The sequence below is a fragment of the Uruburuella suis genome (genome assembly GCF_022870845.1).
Classification (GTDB): domain Bacteria; phylum Pseudomonadota; class Gammaproteobacteria; order Burkholderiales; family Neisseriaceae; genus Neisseria; species Neisseria suis.
In genome coordinates this window covers 2,153,104-2,169,015 of sequence record NZ_CP091507.1, presented here as the reverse complement: position 1 = coordinate 2,169,015, position 15,912 = coordinate 2,153,104, and the positions used below count along the sequence as shown (strand labels likewise).

The following is a 15,912-nucleotide window of genomic DNA, read 5'->3' as shown; positions in this document are numbered from 1 at the left end:
TTTTTATTTTCAATGCTTTATTGGGTTGGTGCAAGAGGGGGTATTATGAAAATAGGGTGGATAGCCATCATCGGCGCTGCTTCTGTGGCCTTATCCGGTTGCTTTATGGCGCAAAAATCAACTTTGGTGCACAAGCAGGAAGCGTATCAGCCATCAAGCGATGCCCGAATCCGCCTTTATGGTGCATACGGCAATCAGGAAATCCGCCTATACCGCAACAGCAGCTGCGCCGATTGGCAACCGCAGGCAGCTCAACGCGTGCACACCCGTATGGTCAACGGCTTGCCCAAGCGCATTCGCAATTATACGGTCGGTATGCCCGATACCGTGCGCAGCGTGGCCGCCAATCAGGATAAGGGCGTGGTGTTTCGTGATTCTTATCAGGAATTTGTGATTTCGGCCGGCAAACCGTTGGTGTTGGATGGCTCGAAATCTGCCACCACCGACAGCCGCCATCAAAGTTGCCGCACCGGCGTGAGCTTTGTGCCCCGAGCCGGTAAAGATTATGAAGCGGCTTTTCGCTGGTTGGAAAAGGGATGTGTGGTAGATGTGTTTGAGATTGGCGCCAAAGTTGACGATAAAAATGTGTATCCAACGGTTGCGCAAATGCCGGAACAATGTCGAAAACCGCGCACCAGCATTTAAAAAATAAGGGTGCTGATTGGAAACTGGATAGCTTTCAGACGGCCTTTGATTCGAATAGGTATAATGCCAAAATGCAGCAAGCCTATCCGGCGGCAGGGCTGTTTTGGCAGGGCTGTTTTGAAGGTGTGAAAGCAGAAAACGCATGGATTTAAATGTTTACCAATATCTCTTGCTGGCCGCGCTCGGTGTGGCAGCGGGGGTGATCAATATGATGGCCGGCGGCGGCTCCAACCTGATTTTGCCGGTGTTGATGATGTTCGGCGTGCCGGCCGATATCGCCAACGGCAGCAACCGCGTGGGCGTGTTGCTGCAATCGGTGTCGGGCTTGCAGGGTTTCCGCCATGCGGGTAAATTGCCGACGCAGGATTTGCCGGCGATTTTGTGGCCGACCTTAATCGGCGGGCTGTTTGGTGCGCTAGTGGCTTCGTTTGCGCCGGTGGCGGTGTTAAAGCCCATGCTGCTGATTACCATGTTGTCGGTGGCGGCATTTGCTTTTTTCAAACGCTCGGCGCTGGTGCATCCGAGCGGCACTTTGCCGATTACGGTGGCAGAAAACCCGAAATCGCGTATCGGCTTGTGGCTGGTGGGCGTGTATGGCGGCTTTGTGCAAGCCGGCGCGGGCTTTGTGATGCTGCCGGTGCTCGCCGGCATGCTGCGCTATGATCTGGTGCGCGCCAATGCGCTCAAAGTGTGCTGCACCCTCGGCTTCACGCTGGTGTCGCTGGCGGTGTTTATATGGCGCGGGCAAGTGTGGTGGGATATCGGCCTGGTGCTGGCCGCCGGTAGCATTATCGGTGCCAAAATCGGCGTGAAAACCACGGTGAAGCTCAAGCCAAACACGCTGCGCTGGATTTTGTTTGTGATGACTTTGGTGGCGGTGGTGATGGCCTTAATCAATTGATTTCAAAAATATTCAGGCCATCTGAACGCTGTTGACAAGCTTTGTTGATAAAGGGGGAGCAGCCATGCAGTTTCAAGAATACTGCCAATATGACGCCATTGGGCTTGCCGAACTGATCCGCACTGGCGCAGTGAGCGCGGATGAAGTGTTGCAGGCGGCGCTTGCGCGGCTGGATGAGGTAAACCCTTTGCTGCAATTGGCTGCGCAAGATTGCCGCAAGCGTGCTTTGGCTTGGCAGATGCCGTCTGAAGCAGCGCCGCTGGCCGGTGTGCCGTTTGCCCTGAAAGATTTGCTGGCCGATTGGCGCGGCGTGCCCACTTTATCGGGCTCGCGCATGATGCGTACGCACATTGCCGCGCGCAACAGCCATTTGGTGGATGCTTATGAGCGCGCCGGCTTGCGTGTGTTTGCCAAAACCACCGTGCCCGAATGGGGGCTGATGCCCTACACGGAAAGCGAGCAACACGGCATCACCCGCAATCCGTGGGATGCTGCGCACACCCCCGGCGGCAGCAGCGGCGGCGCGGCCGCGGCGGTGGCCGCCGGCGTGATACCGGCGGCGCACGGCAGCGACGGCGGCGGCTCGATACGCATTCCCGCGCACAATTGCGGCTTGTTCGGCTTAAAGCCGAGCCGCGGCCGCGTGGACAGCGGCCCTTTGTTGGACGAAGGTTGGCAGGGCATGGTGTGCGAACACGCGCTCACCCGCAGCGTGCGCGACAGCGCTTTGCTGCTCGACATCGCCGCGCAAACACAGCCTTATGCGCTTTATGCCTGCAACACGCCGGCAGTTTCGTTTTCAGACGGCCTCAAGCAGCCTTTGCGCCGCTTGAAAATCGCCTATTGCGTGCAGCCTTGGCTGGGCGGCAAGATTGATGACGCCACCAAAAACGCGTTTGCCCACAGCCTGAAATTGCTGGCCGATGCCGGCCACGAGCTGGAAGAAGCCGCGCCGGCTTTTGCCGATGCCGACACTTTAGCGCGTGCGATGCTGGTGCTGGTGGCCACCGAAGCGGCCAAAACCCGCCTGCGTTTCGAGCAACTTTCCGGCCGAAAGCCGGGCTATCAGGAAGTGGAGCCGGCCACTTGGTCGCTGATGGTTTACGGCAGCCGCCTGCGCGCGGTGGAAGCCTTGTGGGCGCGTGAAGTGGTGCTGGCGCAGCGGCGGGCGGCTGCCGAATTCCACCGCCGCTATGATGTGCTGGTCACGCCCGTGTGTCCGCGCATCACACCCAAAACGGGTGAGCTGGCGCCGCCGCAAGAGCAGCTGCGCATGAGCAACCTGCTGTTGGGCAAGATGGATTTGGGCTGGCTGATGGCACACAATCCGCTGGTGGAGCAGCAAAGCCTCAAAGCCTTGCAATATGTGGGCTTCACCGCGCCGTTTAATATGAGCGGCCAGCCGGCCATGAGCGTGCCGCTTTATTGGCATGAAAACCGCCTGCCGGTGGGCACGCAATTTGCCGCCGCGCACGGCAACGAGCAATTGCTGCTACAATTGGCGGCCGAGCTGGAGCAAATCCAGCCGTGGGCGCTCAGGCAGCCGCCGCTTTAAAAGGCGGGCAAAGGAACAAGAAAATGAATGAAAACGCTTTATTGGCAGATGTGAAATTTGATGAAAAAGGGCTGGTGTGCGCCATTGCCCAAGATGCGCAAACCTTGCGCGTGCTGATGGTGGCGTGGATGAATGCCGAAGCTTTGCAGCAAACCGCTGCCACCGGCTTTGCCCACTACTACAGCCGCTCGCGCCAAAAGCAGTGGATGAAGGGCGAAGAATCGGGCCACACCCAAAAAGTGCACGAATTGCGCCTTGATTGCGACGGCGATGCGGTGATTATGCTGATTGAGCAAGCCGGCGGCATTGCCTGCCACACCGGCCGCGAAAGCTGTTTTTACCGCGTGTGGCGCGATGGCGCATGGCATATCGTGGATGCGGTGTTGAAAAACGAGCAAGAGATTTACGGCCACACGCATGGTTGAACAGGCCGTCTGAAAAACAGTAATCCAATCGGAGAAATAAAATGAAAGCTTTGATGATTGCGGCATGCGCGCTGGTGTTGGGCGGCTGCCAAACCGTTTCGTTGCAAGGCACAGATCCTGATGTGGTGTCGGCCAAAGCCGTTTCCCTGATTAAAGAGAAAGGCTGCCTCGCCAAAGGCGACAGCCGTTGCTACGATTTGAATGTTGCCCGCCTGGAAACCAATCTGCCTTGGCTCAACCAGCAATTGCAGCAGCTGATGGTTGAAAAAGACATTCCGCTCAACGCCGCCGAAGCGGTGCGCAACACGCGCGCCGAGTTACAGGATTACCCGGCCGATGCGGCCAGCTCGCAAATCGAGCTGATGTACCGCCAAAACTATATCGGCCAGCGCGGCGCGGTGGCAATGTTTCAAGAAGAAGGCTATAGCTACACCGGCGGTGCACACGGCTATGGCAGCACTACCTACAGCAATTTCGATTTGGCCGCCGGTAAAAAAATCAGCGTGCAAGATGTGGTGCAGCCGGGCGCTCAGGCAGCCTTGGCCGCCAAGCTGACCGAAATCTACCGCCAACACGATGCGATGCGCGATTTGGATGAAGCGCAACGGCGTGAATTTATGCGCGATTGGGCAAGCGAAATCCAGCAATCGTTTGCCGCGCCCGATAATTTTACCTTCGCTGCCAACGGCATTGTGTTCAGCTTTCCGCCTTATGCCATCGGCCCTTATGCCTTCGGACAGGTGGATTTGCTCTTACCTTATCATGAAGCGCGCGGGCTGGTGCAGCAGCGGTGGTTGCCGCAATAAAGGCTGTTGGGCGGCAGGATTTAACGGGGCGGTGCAACAGGCCGTCTGAAAACAGGTGGGAAACATGAACGAAGTATTGAGCCAAATTCAGAATGTGATCGACAGCCGCAAAGGCACCGAGCCCGAAAGCTCTTATGTGGCGCAGCTTTTGCACAAAGGTGAAGACAAAATTCTGAAAAAAGTGATTGAAGAAGCCGGCGAAGTGCTGATGGCCTCGAAAGACGGCGGCGGCGAACATTTGATTTACGAAGCGGCCGATTTGTGGTTTCACACCATGGTGCTGCTCGCGCATCACGGCTTGCGCGTGGAAGCGGTGGTGGCCGAGCTGGCGCGCCGCCAGGGTTTGTCGGGGCTGGCCGAAAAGGCGGCGCGACAAGAGGGCTGAAGTGTATTAGAATCTGCCTCGCAAACTATTGAGGCCGTCTGAACGCGGTTTGTGCTTTTCAGATGGCCGCCCTTTGGAGAATAAAATGAGCGATTGTATTTTCTGCAAAATTGCCGCTAAGCAGATTCCCGCCGGCGTGGTGTATGAAGATGAAAATATGTTGTGTTTCAAAGACATCAATCCTTCTGCACCCGTGCATTTGCTGCTGATTCCGAAAAAACACATCGATTCGCTGGCGCACCTTGAGGGCGGCGATGCGGCTTTGGTGGCGGAAATGATGCTGAAAGTGCCGCAAATCGCCGCGGCAAACGGCTTGACGCACGGCTTCAAAACGCAGATCAACACCGGCAAAGGCGGCGGGCAGGAAGTGTTTCACCTGCATATTCATATTCTCGGCCGGCCTGCCTGAATCAGGCCGTCTGAAACCATTTTCGATAAAAGGATAACATCATGGGCAGCTTTTCCATTTGGCATTGGGTGATTGTGTTGGTGATTGTGGTGCTGGTGTTCGGCACGAAAAAACTGCGCAATGTCGGCAAAGATCTCGGCGGCGCGGTGCACGATTTCAAGCAAGGCCTCAATGAGAGCGACGAAAAAGCCAAAAAAGACGTGATTGAGCACGAAAAAGACAAAGACGACAACAAACCGGCCTGAATATGTTTGATTTCGGTTTCAGCGAGCTTTTGCTGATCGGCGTGATTGCGCTGGTGGTGCTCGGCCCCGAGCGGCTGCCCAAAGCGGCGCGCATGGCCGGCCAATTGGTCGGGCGCGTGCAGCGCATGGTGGGCAGCGTCAAGCAGGAATTAAGCAGCCAGCTCGAAATGGATGAATTGCGCCGTGCCAAAGATGAATTCGAGGCCACGGCGCATTCGGTGCGCGATGAAATTGCCGGTATAGGCGCACAGGCACAAAGCGATTTGCACGATATTTCAGACGGCCTCTCGCCCGATAAACGCCCCGCATGGGAGCGCTTGCCCGAGCAGCGCACGCCGGCCGATTTCGGTGTGGATGAGCAGGGAAAGCCGCTGGCGCAAAACACACAAAGTGCGCAAGACGCCGCTTGGCAGCAATATTTGATGCCGTCTGAAAAGCCGACTGCCGCCGCGCACGGTTTTCAGACGGCCTCGTTGCGCCAGCAGGCCATGCGGCGCAAGCGCGACATGCGCCCGCGTTTCCGACCCCAACCTCAGCTGCGCGCGCGCAAGAAGTGAGTCAACGTGTCTGAAGAAACCCAACAAACCGCCCAGCCGCTGATCGAGCATTTGCTGGAGCTGCGCCGCCGCCTGATGTGGACGATAGGCGGCTTGTTGCTGTGTTTTCTGGCCTTGATGCCGTTTGCGCAGCAGCTCTACACTTTTGTGGCGCAGCCTCTGATGGCCACGCTGCCGGCGGGCACCAGCATGATTGCCACCGATGTGATCGCGCCTTTTTTCGTGCCGGTGAAGGTAACGCTGATGGCGGCTTTTTTGCTGTCGCTGCCGCACACACTTTATCAGGTATGGGCGTTTATCGCGCCGGCGCTTTATCAAAATGAAAAGCGCTTGGTGATGCCGCTGGTGCTCTCGAGCGTGTTGCTGTTTTTTGCCGGCATGGCGTTTGCTTATTTTCTGGTGTTTCCGCTGGTGTTTAAATTTCTCGCCGGTGTGACGCCGGTGGGTGTGAACATGGCCACCGATATCGACAAATACCTGTCGTTTATTCTCGGCATGTTTGTGGCTTTCGGCGCTACTTTCGAGGTGCCGGTGGTGGTGGTGCTGCTCAACCGCATGGGCGTGGTGTCGCTGGCGCAATTGCGCCTGGCGCGGCCTTATGTGATTGTGGGCGCTTTTGTGCTGGCCGCCGTGATTACGCCGCCCGATGTGATTTCGCAAGTGTTGCTGGCGGTGCCGCTGATTGTGCTTTATGAAGCGGGGCTGTGGTTTTGCCGCTTTATCCGCCCGCGTGTGCGGGATGAATGAAATGTGCAGGCCGTCTGAAAATCAATAAGGCTTTCAGACGGCCTGATGTGGTGATTTTAAACTTATTTTCTTTCAGGCCGTCTGAATGAAATCGTTCAGACGGCCTGTATTTATCAAATGACAAATCCGACTTCTTCCAAACAACATTGGTCGTACACCGCGGCCGTTGCCAGCCTGGCCGGCCTGATTGCGGTGAGCCTGGCATGGGAATTATGGCTCGCGCCGTTGCGCCCGGGCGGCTCATGGCTGGCGCTCAAAGCCTTGCCTTTATGCCTGCCGCTGGCGGGCATACTCAAGGGCAAGGTCTATACTTATCAATGGACCTGCCTTTTGGTGCTGGCCTATTTTGCCGAAGCGGTGATGCGCTTGTTTGACGCTGGTGCGGCCAGCCGCTGGTGCGCGGCGGCAGCCTTGCTGTGCAGCACGGTGCTGTTTGTGGCCTGTTTGGTTTTTGTGAAACAAAGCAGAAAGGCGGCGGCGCATGTTTAAACAACATTCAAGCAGCAGTGCGACAGATTGGCCGCTGTGGTTTTGCTTTTGGCTGATGGCGGTGGCGCCGTTTTTATCGCTCTACCGGGTGGGGCCTTTATCGAGCTTTTTTCTGGAGGCCGGCGCTTTGCTCGCGGCCTTGGTGTTGGTGTTGCTCAGCGCTTTTTATGGCCGTTTGAACGTGCGTTTGCCTGCCGCCGGCCTGTATTTTCTGCTGCTGGCGGCCGGATTGTGGCTGCAAGCCCGGCTGATGGAGCTTGTCTACCCGGGTTTCAGCGATTTGGCGGTGTGGACTTTTGTGATATTGGCGCTCACCGTTTGGGCGTGCCGCGGCTGGGTGGCGGCCTTGGGGCAGGAGCGGGTGGTGGCGGTGTTGGCGTGGGTTTTGCTGCTCGGCGCGCTCTTGCAGGCTGTGGTGGCGCTGATGCAGTTTACCGGGCTGGCATCGTGGGAACCTTTGCGCGGCGTGGTGGCTTATCGCGGTTTGCGCGAGGTGAGCGGCCAGCTCGGCCAGCGCAACCATTTGGGGCATTATTTGATGTGGGGCGTGCTCGCTGCGGCTTATTTGTGGTCGCAGCGGCGGCTGCAAGGCTGGCTGGGCTGCTTGGCGGTGTTGGCGCTCACAGCGGTGCTGGCGCTCGTGAATTCGCGCACTATCTTTACTTATGTGCTGGCCGTTGCGCTGCTGCTGCCGCTGTGGCGTTGGCGTGCAGGTGCATCGGCGCGGCGCATGGTGTGGATTACGGCGTTTGCGCTGTTGATGACGGTGCTGATGCAGTTTGCGCTCAATGCCGCTTTGGGCTGGTTTACGGATGTGCAATACGATACGGCTTTAGATCGCGTGGAAGCCAGCGGCTTTGCCATGTCGGCGCGCGATATCGAATGGCGCAAGGCCTGGCAAATCTTTTTGGCCGCACCGTTGTGGGGGCACGGTTGGGGCAGCTATGCTTTGCAGGGCTTTTTAACCCATCCGTTTCCGCAGCAGGTTTATAGTAATAATCAACTGAATGTGCTGTTTACCCATTCGCACAATATCGTGTTGCAATTGCTGGCCGAAACCGGCATTGCCGGCACAGCGCTGGCGGGGTTGGGCTATCTGGCCGCCATCGGCCGCCTGTTCAGACGGCCTGCCGGTGATGCATCGCTGGTGCTGCTGGCGATGATGACGGTGTCGTTGTGCCACAGCCTGTTGGAATATCCCTTGTGGTATGTTTACTTTTTGGTGCCTTTCGCGCTGATGATGAGCCTGTCGCCTGCCGATGTGCGTGATGAAGCCGCCGCCGTCGATAGCCGCTGGCAGCGCTTGGGCGGCGGTGTGCTGGCGCTGCTGCTGATTACGGGTTTGCTGCGCTTGGCTTGGGTGTATCACGATTTGACCGCATTTAGCGTACAGGGCAAAAACGACAGCGCCGCCACCATCGTGCAGAAAACCGAAGGCTTGCTGAAAATCGCCGAAACCGAGCCTCTGCTGCGCTATTATGCGCAACTATCGCTCACCCGCCGTGCCAATCCTGCCGACCCGATGGTGCAGCCGTGGGCAGAAGAAGCGGCTCTTCAAGCCTTGTATTTCCGCCCTTATGCCAACACTTACCAAGTGGGCTTGTATCAGCAGCGCAGCGGGCAAGCGAAAGAAGCGGCCGAGTGGCTGCAAAAAACTTATGAATACTACCCCTATATGCTGCCGCTCTACAGCGAGCGCATTTATGCTTCGCCGTATTTCCACAGCTTGCGCGCCCAAGTGGCTGAAAATTGCCGCGCTTTTGCCCAAAGCCGTGCCGAAACCAAACCATGCACGGCGGTGAAGCCCTGAGCGTTTAATCGGAATGTAAATGCCTTTACATTCATTGCAAAAACGCGCAAAAGCAAAAACACGCTATATACAAGCACAGATTGCATGTTAAGATTGACGCGTTCCGCATACCTGAGCATTTGTGCGGGCGCACCAAAACAAGATAAATCTAAAGGATAAACCATGAGTCGCGTATTGCTGGTTGATGATGACGCCCTGTTAACCGAACTGCTGACCGAATACCTCTCTGCCGAAGGCCTTGATGTACACAGCGTGCCTGATGGCGAGGCCGGTGTGCAGGAAATCCTGTCGGGCCAGTATGATGTGGTGGTGCTGGATTCGATGATGCCGAAAATGAACGGTTTGGACGTGCTGAAAAACGTGCGCAGCCAAAGCACCGTGCCGGTGATTATGCTTACCGCCAAAGGCGATGATATCGACCGCATTATCGGCCTGGAAATGGGTGCCGACGATTATGTGCCCAAGCCCTGCACCCCGCGCGAATTGCTGGCGCGCATCAACGCCATTTTGCGCCGCGCCCAACAATCGGGCGAGCAAAACAACAGTCCCAACAGCATTGCCGTGAGCAATGTCACCCTTTATCCGGCCAAGCGCCAGGCCACCATCGGCGAAGCGCCGCTGGAATTGACCAGCACCGAATTCAACTTGCTTGAAGTGTTGATGCGCCATGCCGGCCAAGTGGTGAGCAAGGAAACGCTCTCGATTGAAGCGCTCGACCGCAAGCTGGCCAAATTCGACCGCAGCATTGATGTGCATATTTCCAGCATTCGCCACAAGCTGGGCGATGCCTCGCTGATTCAAACCGTGCGCGGTTTGGGCTATTTGTTTGTGAAAAACTGATTTTGAAAACAGCCTGCTAAAAAATGAAACTGTTTCAACGCATCTTCGCCACGTTTTGCGCCGTGATTATCTGCGCCATATTCGTGGCGAGTTTTTCTTTCTGGCTGGTGCAAAACACCATAGCCGAAAACCATTTCCAGCAGCAGCGCACCATCGAAACCACGCTGCTGGGCAGCATTGTGTCGGCCTTTAACGTACGCGGCGAGCAGGGTGCGCGCGAAATTTTGGTGGAATGGAAAGACAATCCGGTTGCCCAAAACGTGTATGTGATTACCGGCGACAATAAAAAAGATATTCTCAACCGCCCGATCGACCCGCGCCTGATTGAAGCCGCCCGCTTTTTTGCACTCGATAATCCCCATTCCCAGCTGGCGCATATCGAATTCGACCGCTGGGGCGAAGAATATCTGTTTTTCATCCGCGGCTGGAACAACCCGCAAATTCAGCGTCCGCCCAGCCCGCTGTTTATTCCCGGCCTGCAATTGGCGCCGATTTGGCATGAATTCATTATTCTGACCTTTATCATTTTGGTGGGGCTTTTGTTGGCCTATATTTTGGCCAACAACATCACCAAGCCCATTCGCATTCTCGATCGCGGCATGAGCCGCTTGGCTTCGGGCGATTTGGAAACGCGCATTTCCCAGCAAGTGGACGACCGCGACGACGAGCTTTCCAATCTGGCTTTGCAGTTTGACAAAATGGCGCAGCAGCTGCAAAAACTGGTGGAAAAAGAGCGCCACCTGCTGCACCATGTGTCGCACGAAATGCGCTCGCCCTTGGCGCGCATGCAGGCGATTGTGGGGCTGATTCAGGCGCAGCCGCAAAAGCAGGAGCAATATTTGCAGCGGCTCGAAAGCGAGCTCACGCGCATGGATGCGCTGGTGGGCGAATTACTCACCTTGTCGAGGCTGGAAACCGCTCATGTGCAGATGGAAAAAGACCGCCTCAAGCTGCTGCCGCTGCTGCGCCAATTGGTGGAAGACTGCCAAAGCATCGCCGAGCAAAACCACCAGCGGGTGAGCCTGGTGATTGCCCCGAAAATGCAGGAAGATGCCTGCCTGATGGCCAACGAAAGTTATCTCTACCGCGCTTTTGATAATGTGATTCGCAATGCCATGGCCTACAGCCCCGAGGGCAGCACCATTCAAGTGAGCCTGGGGCAGGATGCGCGCCATTGGCTGATTGATATTGCCGACAACGGCCCGGGCGTGGACGAATCGCAGCTACCGCATATTTTCACCGCGTTTTACCGCGCCGACAGCAGCGCCCACAAGCCCGGCACCGGCTTGGGGTTGGCCTTGACCAAGCACATTGTCGGCCAGCACGGCGGCAAAATCATCGCCGAAAACCTACAGCCCAACGGTTTGAGAATGCGCATCAGCCTGCCCAAAACCAAGCCGCTCAAAGGCTTGGAAGCGAAAGAGGCGAAAAATGCCGAGGCCAAAGAGAAAGAAACCGAGCCTGAGTAATAAGCGTGTGCACAAACATTTGAGGCCGTCTGAAACTTGAACTGCACCTCAAAAGTTGGCCCCTTCCCCCCATCCAATCCATAACCGGACATTTGCTTCGATAGAAGCATTGGAAGCGGAAATACACGAGTATATCCGCTACTACAACCATGAAAGATTGAGTTTGAAATTGAAAAACTGAATCCTGTGGCATACAGCACCCAGTTTGCAACCGCTGCTTGAAAAATGATGGATTCAGTGGCTTAAAAATGCCCAAGATTGCGGGGCAGTTCATATTTTCAGACGGCCTCTTGTTAGCTATCGCAACACGATTTAAACCCATATAGCGCCATCGCCCTGCCGGCGATTATGCTATGATGCGCGCTGAACCAAACAGACGGAAAACCGAATATGACTGCCTTGAAAAACGACACTTTTTTGCGCGCATTGTTAAAAGAGCCGGTGGAATACACGCCGGTGTGGATGATGCGCCAGGCCGGCCGCTATCTGCCTGAATACAAAGCCACCCGCGCGCAAGCGGGCAGCTTTCTCGATTTGTGCAAAAACACCGAATTGGCCACGGAAGTAACCATCCAGCCGCTGGAGCGCTTCGATTTGGACGCGGCGATTTTGTTTTCCGACATCCTCACCGTGCCCGATGCCATGGGGCTGGGCCTCTATTTCGCCGAGGGTGAGGGGCCTAAATTTGAACGGGTGTTGCAGCACGAGGCCGATATCGCCAAACTGGAAGTGCCCGATATGGTGAAGCTGCGCTATGTGTTTGATGCGGTGGCTTCTATCCGCAGCGCGCTTGATGGCCGCGTGCCGCTGATCGGTTTTTCCGGCAGCCCGTTTACGCTGGCCTGCTATATGGTGGAAGGCGGCAGCAGCAAGGAATTTCGCACCATTAAAAGTATGATGTATGCGCGCCCCGATTTGCTGCACAAAATTTTGGACGTGAATGCGCAGGCCGTTACGGCTTATCTGAATGCGCAAATCGATGCCGGTGCACAAGCGGTGCAGATTTTCGACACTTGGGGCGGCGTGCTCAGCGATGCGGCGTTTGCCGAATTCAGCCTGCACTATATGCAGCAGATTATCAGCGGCTTGAAGCGCGAAAACGAAGGCCGCCGCGTGCCGGTGATTGTGTTCACCAAAGGCGGCGGCTTGTGGCTGGAGCAAATGGCCGCCATCGGCGCCGATGCGCTCGGCCTCGATTGGACGTGCAACATCGGCCAGGCGCGCAGCCGCGTGGGCAGCCAAGTGGCGCTGCAAGGCAATTTCGACCCGTTTGCGCTGTTTGGCACACCTGATAGCATACGCGCCGAAACCGCGCGCATTCTGGCGGCTTATGGCGAGGGCAGCGGCCATGTGTTCAACCTCGGCCACGGCATCAACCAGCATGCCGATCCCGAGCATGCCAAAATTTTGGTGGATGCGGTGCATGAATTGTCGCGCCCTTATCACCGTTAAACACCGATATTCATCTAATACCCATTCAAAAAAATAATATACAAACAGGCAGCCTGTAGGTCGGATTCTCGAATCCGACACTTGTTCGCAGAACAAGGCACGCACATCGCTTTGGCCGTTGGCCAAACTACGCGGATGATGCTGCCGAACTGCTTTTATTTTGTAAGGTTATTTTTTTAGAATTGGTATAAAACAAAACAGGCCGTCTGAAAGCTTTCAGACGGCCTGTTTGATGATGGCAAAGCAATATCAAGAGGGGCGTTGCAACATCCACGATTCGATTTTGCGCGCATCGTTTACGCGGCTGAGCGAAGAGGGCGAGTTGAGCAACACAATGGTGACCGGCTGATTTTGCACGCTGGCTTTCACCACCATCGAGCGGCCGGCTTCGCGGATGTAGCCCGTTTTTTGCAGCTCGATATTCCAGCCGCCTTCGCGCACCAAGGCATTGGAATTTTTATAGCTTTGCTGGCGGCCGTTGCTGGTGTAAACCGAGCCGTAATTCGAGGTGCTGTTGCGGCTGATCAGCGGGTAGCGGCTGGCGGCCTGCACGAGCTTGTTCAAATCGCTGGCGGTGGACACATTGCGGAAATCCAAGCCGGTGGGCTCGTAAAAGCGTGAATTGCTCATGCCCAGGCTCTGCGCTTTGCGGTTCATCGCCTCAACAAAAGCACTCATGCCACCCGGATAATTGCGGCCGAGCGCATGGGTGGCGCGGTTTTCGCTGCTCATCAGGCTCAAGTGCAGCAATTCGCTGCGCGTGAGTGTGGTGCCGATGGAAAGGCGGCTGCCGGTGCCTTTGAGGCGGTCGATTTCCGCATCGGTGATGGTGATGCGCTCATTCATGTTTTGGCCGGCATCCAGCACCACAATGGCCGACATCAGCTTGGAAATCGAGGCAATCGGCATCACGCGGTTGGGGTTTTTCTGGAAAAGCACTTCGCCGGTGCGGTTGTTGACGATAAGCGCCGATTGCGAAGTGAGCAGGGGGCCTGCCATGGCGGCTTGCGCTTCAATTTGGCCGGCGGGGTTTTGCAGGGCGAATGCGCCTAAAGGATCATCCTGGGTGGGAAAATTTTGCTCCAAGAATTGACCCAATACATCCAAATCGTCGGCGGCGGCGGGCAGGCTGGCAAGCAGCCCCAAGCCGAGGCAGGCGGCCATGATTTTTTTGCTGATACGGGTAATGGTCATGATGTCGGTTTCCGGCAGAGAGGGTTTTGAAAAAGACGGTGCGGAAAAATGCGTACGCTGAAAGGCTTATCGGTCGCATAAAAATAAGTATGTAATTCATTGTGGTGAAATTTAACTTGCTTGTAAAGCATTGTGGAAAATTTTTTTCGTTTGTTTGCATATAGTTTGGTAGTTTGTTGCGGATAAGGGCATAAGGCCGTCTGAAAAGTTAAGAATAAAGCGCCAAACAACAGCCGCCGGTTTGATAATCGGGCGGATACTTATTATACTAGGCGTTTTGGCGGGCGCGAGCCTGCATTGAATGGCGAATCGGAAATATGTCTGACGAAAAACGCAGTTGCTCTTTTTGTGGCAAGCAAGAGCATGAAGTGAAAAATTTGATTGAAGGCGAGCATGCTTTCATTTGCAACGAATGTGTGGAAACCTGCGGCGTGATGCTGCAAGGCCAATTTGATGATGCCGATGAAGCGCAAGATGCGGCCGACGCCGGCAAGCTGCCCACGCCTGCCGAAATCGTGTCCAACCTCAACGAGCACGTTATCGGCCAAGAGCAGGCGAAAAAAGCCTTAGCGGTGGCGGTGTATAACCACTACAAGCGCCTGCGTCACCCGAAAAGCGGCGACAGAGTGGAGCTTTCAAAAAGCAATATTCTGCTGATAGGCCCCACCGGCTCGGGCAAAACGCTGTTGGCGCAATCGCTGGCGCGCAAGCTGGATGTGCCTTTTGTGATGGCCGATGCCACCACGCTCACCGAGGCAGGCTATGTGGGTGAAGATGTGGAGCAAATCATCACCAAGCTTTTGAGCAAGTGCGATTTCGATGTGGAAAAAGCCCAACGCGGCATTGTGTATATCGATGAAATCGACAAAATTTCACGTAAAAGCGACAATCCTTCGATCACCCGCGATGTGTCGGGCGAGGGTGTGCAACAGGCTTTGCTGAAGCTGGTTGAAGGCACGGTGGCTTCGGTGCCGCCGCAAGGCGGGCGCAAGCACCCGAACCAGGAATTTATCAATGTCGACACCACCAATATCCTGTTTATCTGCGGCGGCGCGTTTGCCGGGCTGGAAAAAGTGATCCGCCAGCGCACGGAAAAAGGCGGCATCGGCTTTGGTGCGGTGGTGAGCAGCAAAGATGAAAACATCAATATTTCCGAGCTGTTTGAAACGGTGGAGCCGGAAGACTTGATTAAATTCGGCCTGATTCCCGAGCTGATCGGCCGCCTGCCGGTGATTGCCACTTTGGCTGAATTGGACGAAGAAGCGCTGATCAATATCCTCACCGAGCCGAAAAATGCCTTGGTGAAACAATATCAGGCTTTGTTTGCGATGGAAGGCGTGGAGCTGGAAATTCTGCCTTCGGCGTTGCACAGTATTGCCAAGCTGGCGATGGAGCGCAAAACCGGCGCACGCGGCCTGCGCTCGATTGTGGAACGCAGCCTGCTCGATACTATGTATCAATTGCCGGATTTGAAAGACGTGAAAAAAGTGGTGATTAACGAGCAGGTGATTGAGCGCGGCGTGGCGCCCAAGCTGCTCAAAGCCGATGGTAGCCTTTATCAGGCCGGTGAAACTGAAACCAAGGCGGTTAAAAAAGCGGCCAAAAGGCCGGCGGCTTGATGGTTTGAATAGGCTTTGCCATTAAAAAGGCCGTCTGAAAGTGTAGACTTTCAGACGGCCTTTCTTTGTTAATGCCCATTCGAAAAAATAACCTTACAAAATAAAAGCAGTTCGGCAGCATCATCCGCGTAGGTCGGATTCTTGAATCCGACGTTTGGCCAACGGCCAAAGCGATGTGCGTGCCTTGTTCTGCGAACAAGTGTCGGATTCGAGAATCCGACCTACAGGCTGCCTGTTTGTATATTATTTTTTTTGAATGGGTATAACTCAGGTTTACACAGTAGCAGGTTTAACCGCAGGCATATGAAAGGCCGTCTGAAAATGCTTGAGCCCGAATCTGCCAAGCTGTATCTGGCATGCTCGT

17 protein-coding genes and 1 pseudogene are annotated in these 15,912 nt (G+C 55.6%); 17 read left to right on the top strand and 1 reads right to left on the bottom strand.

The genetic code is table 11. The features are described 5' to 3' along the window. Positions 1–45 precede the first annotated feature (45 nt). The 16 genes and pseudogenes from LVJ78_RS09855 (at position 46) to hemE (ending at position 12,735) form a co-directional block, all read left to right on the top strand. Positions 46–645, top strand: a complete 600-nt coding sequence (locus LVJ78_RS09855) for a hypothetical protein (RefSeq protein ID WP_132953906.1) — start codon at positions 46–48, stop codon at positions 643–645. Positions 646–787: 142 nt separating this feature from the next. Beyond that, positions 788–1,546, top strand: coding sequence for a sulfite exporter TauE/SafE family protein (locus tag LVJ78_RS09850; protein ID WP_132953907.1), 759 nt, complete (start codon positions 788–790; stop codon positions 1,544–1,546). A gap of 64 nt (positions 1,547–1,610) precedes the next feature. Further along, positions 1,611–3,101 (top strand): amidase, encoded by a 1,491-nt coding sequence (locus LVJ78_RS09845; protein ID WP_132953908.1) that lies wholly within the window; start codon positions 1,611–1,613, stop codon positions 3,099–3,101. A gap of 23 nt (positions 3,102–3,124) precedes the next feature. Then, a complete protein-coding gene (gene hisI / locus LVJ78_RS09840) occupies positions 3,125–3,526 on the top strand; it encodes a phosphoribosyl-AMP cyclohydrolase (protein ID WP_132953909.1) in 402 nt (133 codons plus the stop codon). Positions 3,527–3,567: 41 nt separating this feature from the next. Then, positions 3,568–4,332 carry an RsiV family protein gene (locus LVJ78_RS09835; protein ID WP_132953910.1) on the top strand — a complete coding sequence of 255 codons (765 nt, stop codon included), beginning with the start codon at positions 3,568–3,570 and terminating at the stop codon, positions 4,330–4,332. Positions 4,333–4,396: 64 nt separating this feature from the next. Continuing rightward, positions 4,397–4,717 (top strand): phosphoribosyl-ATP diphosphatase, encoded by a 321-nt coding sequence (locus LVJ78_RS09830; protein ID WP_132953911.1) that lies wholly within the window; start codon positions 4,397–4,399, stop codon positions 4,715–4,717. Positions 4,718–4,802: 85 nt separating this feature from the next. After that, positions 4,803–5,126, top strand: coding sequence for a histidine triad nucleotide-binding protein (locus LVJ78_RS09825; RefSeq protein ID WP_132953912.1), 324 nt, complete (start codon positions 4,803–4,805; stop codon positions 5,124–5,126). Between the two features lie 41 nt (positions 5,127–5,167). Beyond that, positions 5,168–5,371, top strand: coding sequence for a Sec-independent protein translocase subunit TatA (tatA, locus tag LVJ78_RS09820; RefSeq protein ID WP_132953913.1), 204 nt, complete (start codon positions 5,168–5,170; stop codon positions 5,369–5,371). Positions 5,372–5,373: 2 nt separating this feature from the next. Beyond that, positions 5,374–5,928 carry a Sec-independent protein translocase protein TatB gene (gene tatB, locus LVJ78_RS09815; RefSeq protein WP_132953914.1) on the top strand — a complete coding sequence of 185 codons (555 nt, stop codon included), beginning with the start codon at positions 5,374–5,376 and terminating at the stop codon, positions 5,926–5,928. A gap of 6 nt (positions 5,929–5,934) precedes the next feature. Beyond that, on the top strand, positions 5,935–6,675 hold the full coding sequence (gene tatC, locus LVJ78_RS09810) for a twin-arginine translocase subunit TatC (RefSeq protein ID WP_132953915.1): 741 nt from the start codon (positions 5,935–5,937) through the stop codon (positions 6,673–6,675). A 117-nt stretch (positions 6,676–6,792) separates the two neighbouring features. Then, positions 6,793–7,164: a DUF2069 domain-containing protein gene (locus tag LVJ78_RS09805; RefSeq protein ID WP_132953916.1), complete on the top strand. Its 372-nt coding sequence runs from the start codon at positions 6,793–6,795 to the stop codon at positions 7,162–7,164. Further along, positions 7,157–8,974, top strand: coding sequence for a PglL family O-oligosaccharyltransferase (locus tag LVJ78_RS09800; protein ID WP_132953917.1), 1,818 nt, complete (start codon positions 7,157–7,159; stop codon positions 8,972–8,974). Before LVJ78_RS09805 ends, LVJ78_RS09800 begins: the two co-directional genes overlap by 8 nt. A 162-nt stretch (positions 8,975–9,136) precedes the next feature. Continuing rightward, positions 9,137–9,814 (top strand): response regulator transcription factor, encoded by a 678-nt coding sequence (locus tag LVJ78_RS09795; RefSeq protein WP_132953918.1) that lies wholly within the window; start codon positions 9,137–9,139, stop codon positions 9,812–9,814. A 23-nt stretch (positions 9,815–9,837) separates the two neighbouring features. Further along, positions 9,838–11,283 (top strand): HAMP domain-containing sensor histidine kinase, encoded by a 1,446-nt coding sequence (locus tag LVJ78_RS09790; protein ID WP_132953919.1) that lies wholly within the window; start codon positions 9,838–9,840, stop codon positions 11,281–11,283. Positions 11,284–11,383: 100 nt separating this feature from the next. Then, positions 11,384–11,505 (top strand): annotated as a pseudogene (locus tag LVJ78_RS12530) (IS3 family transposase); the annotation flags it as partial. Between the two features lie 168 nt (positions 11,506–11,673). Next, positions 11,674–12,735: a uroporphyrinogen decarboxylase gene (gene hemE / locus LVJ78_RS09785; protein ID WP_132953921.1), complete on the top strand. Its 1,062-nt coding sequence runs from the start codon at positions 11,674–11,676 to the stop codon at positions 12,733–12,735. A gap of 249 nt (positions 12,736–12,984) precedes the next feature. On the opposite strand, the gene LVJ78_RS09780 is transcribed toward hemE, so the two are convergent. Continuing rightward, positions 12,985–13,929 carry a serine hydrolase gene (locus tag LVJ78_RS09780; protein WP_132953922.1) on the bottom strand — a complete coding sequence of 315 codons (945 nt, stop codon included), beginning with the start codon at positions 13,927–13,929 and terminating at the stop codon, positions 12,985–12,987. Positions 13,930–14,246: 317 nt separating this feature from the next. Between LVJ78_RS09780 and clpX the strand changes: the two genes are divergently transcribed. Beyond that, on the top strand, positions 14,247–15,548 hold the full coding sequence (clpX, locus tag LVJ78_RS09775) for an ATP-dependent Clp protease ATP-binding subunit ClpX (protein ID WP_132953923.1): 1,302 nt from the start codon (positions 14,247–14,249) through the stop codon (positions 15,546–15,548). Positions 15,549–15,912: the final 364 nt, after the last annotated feature.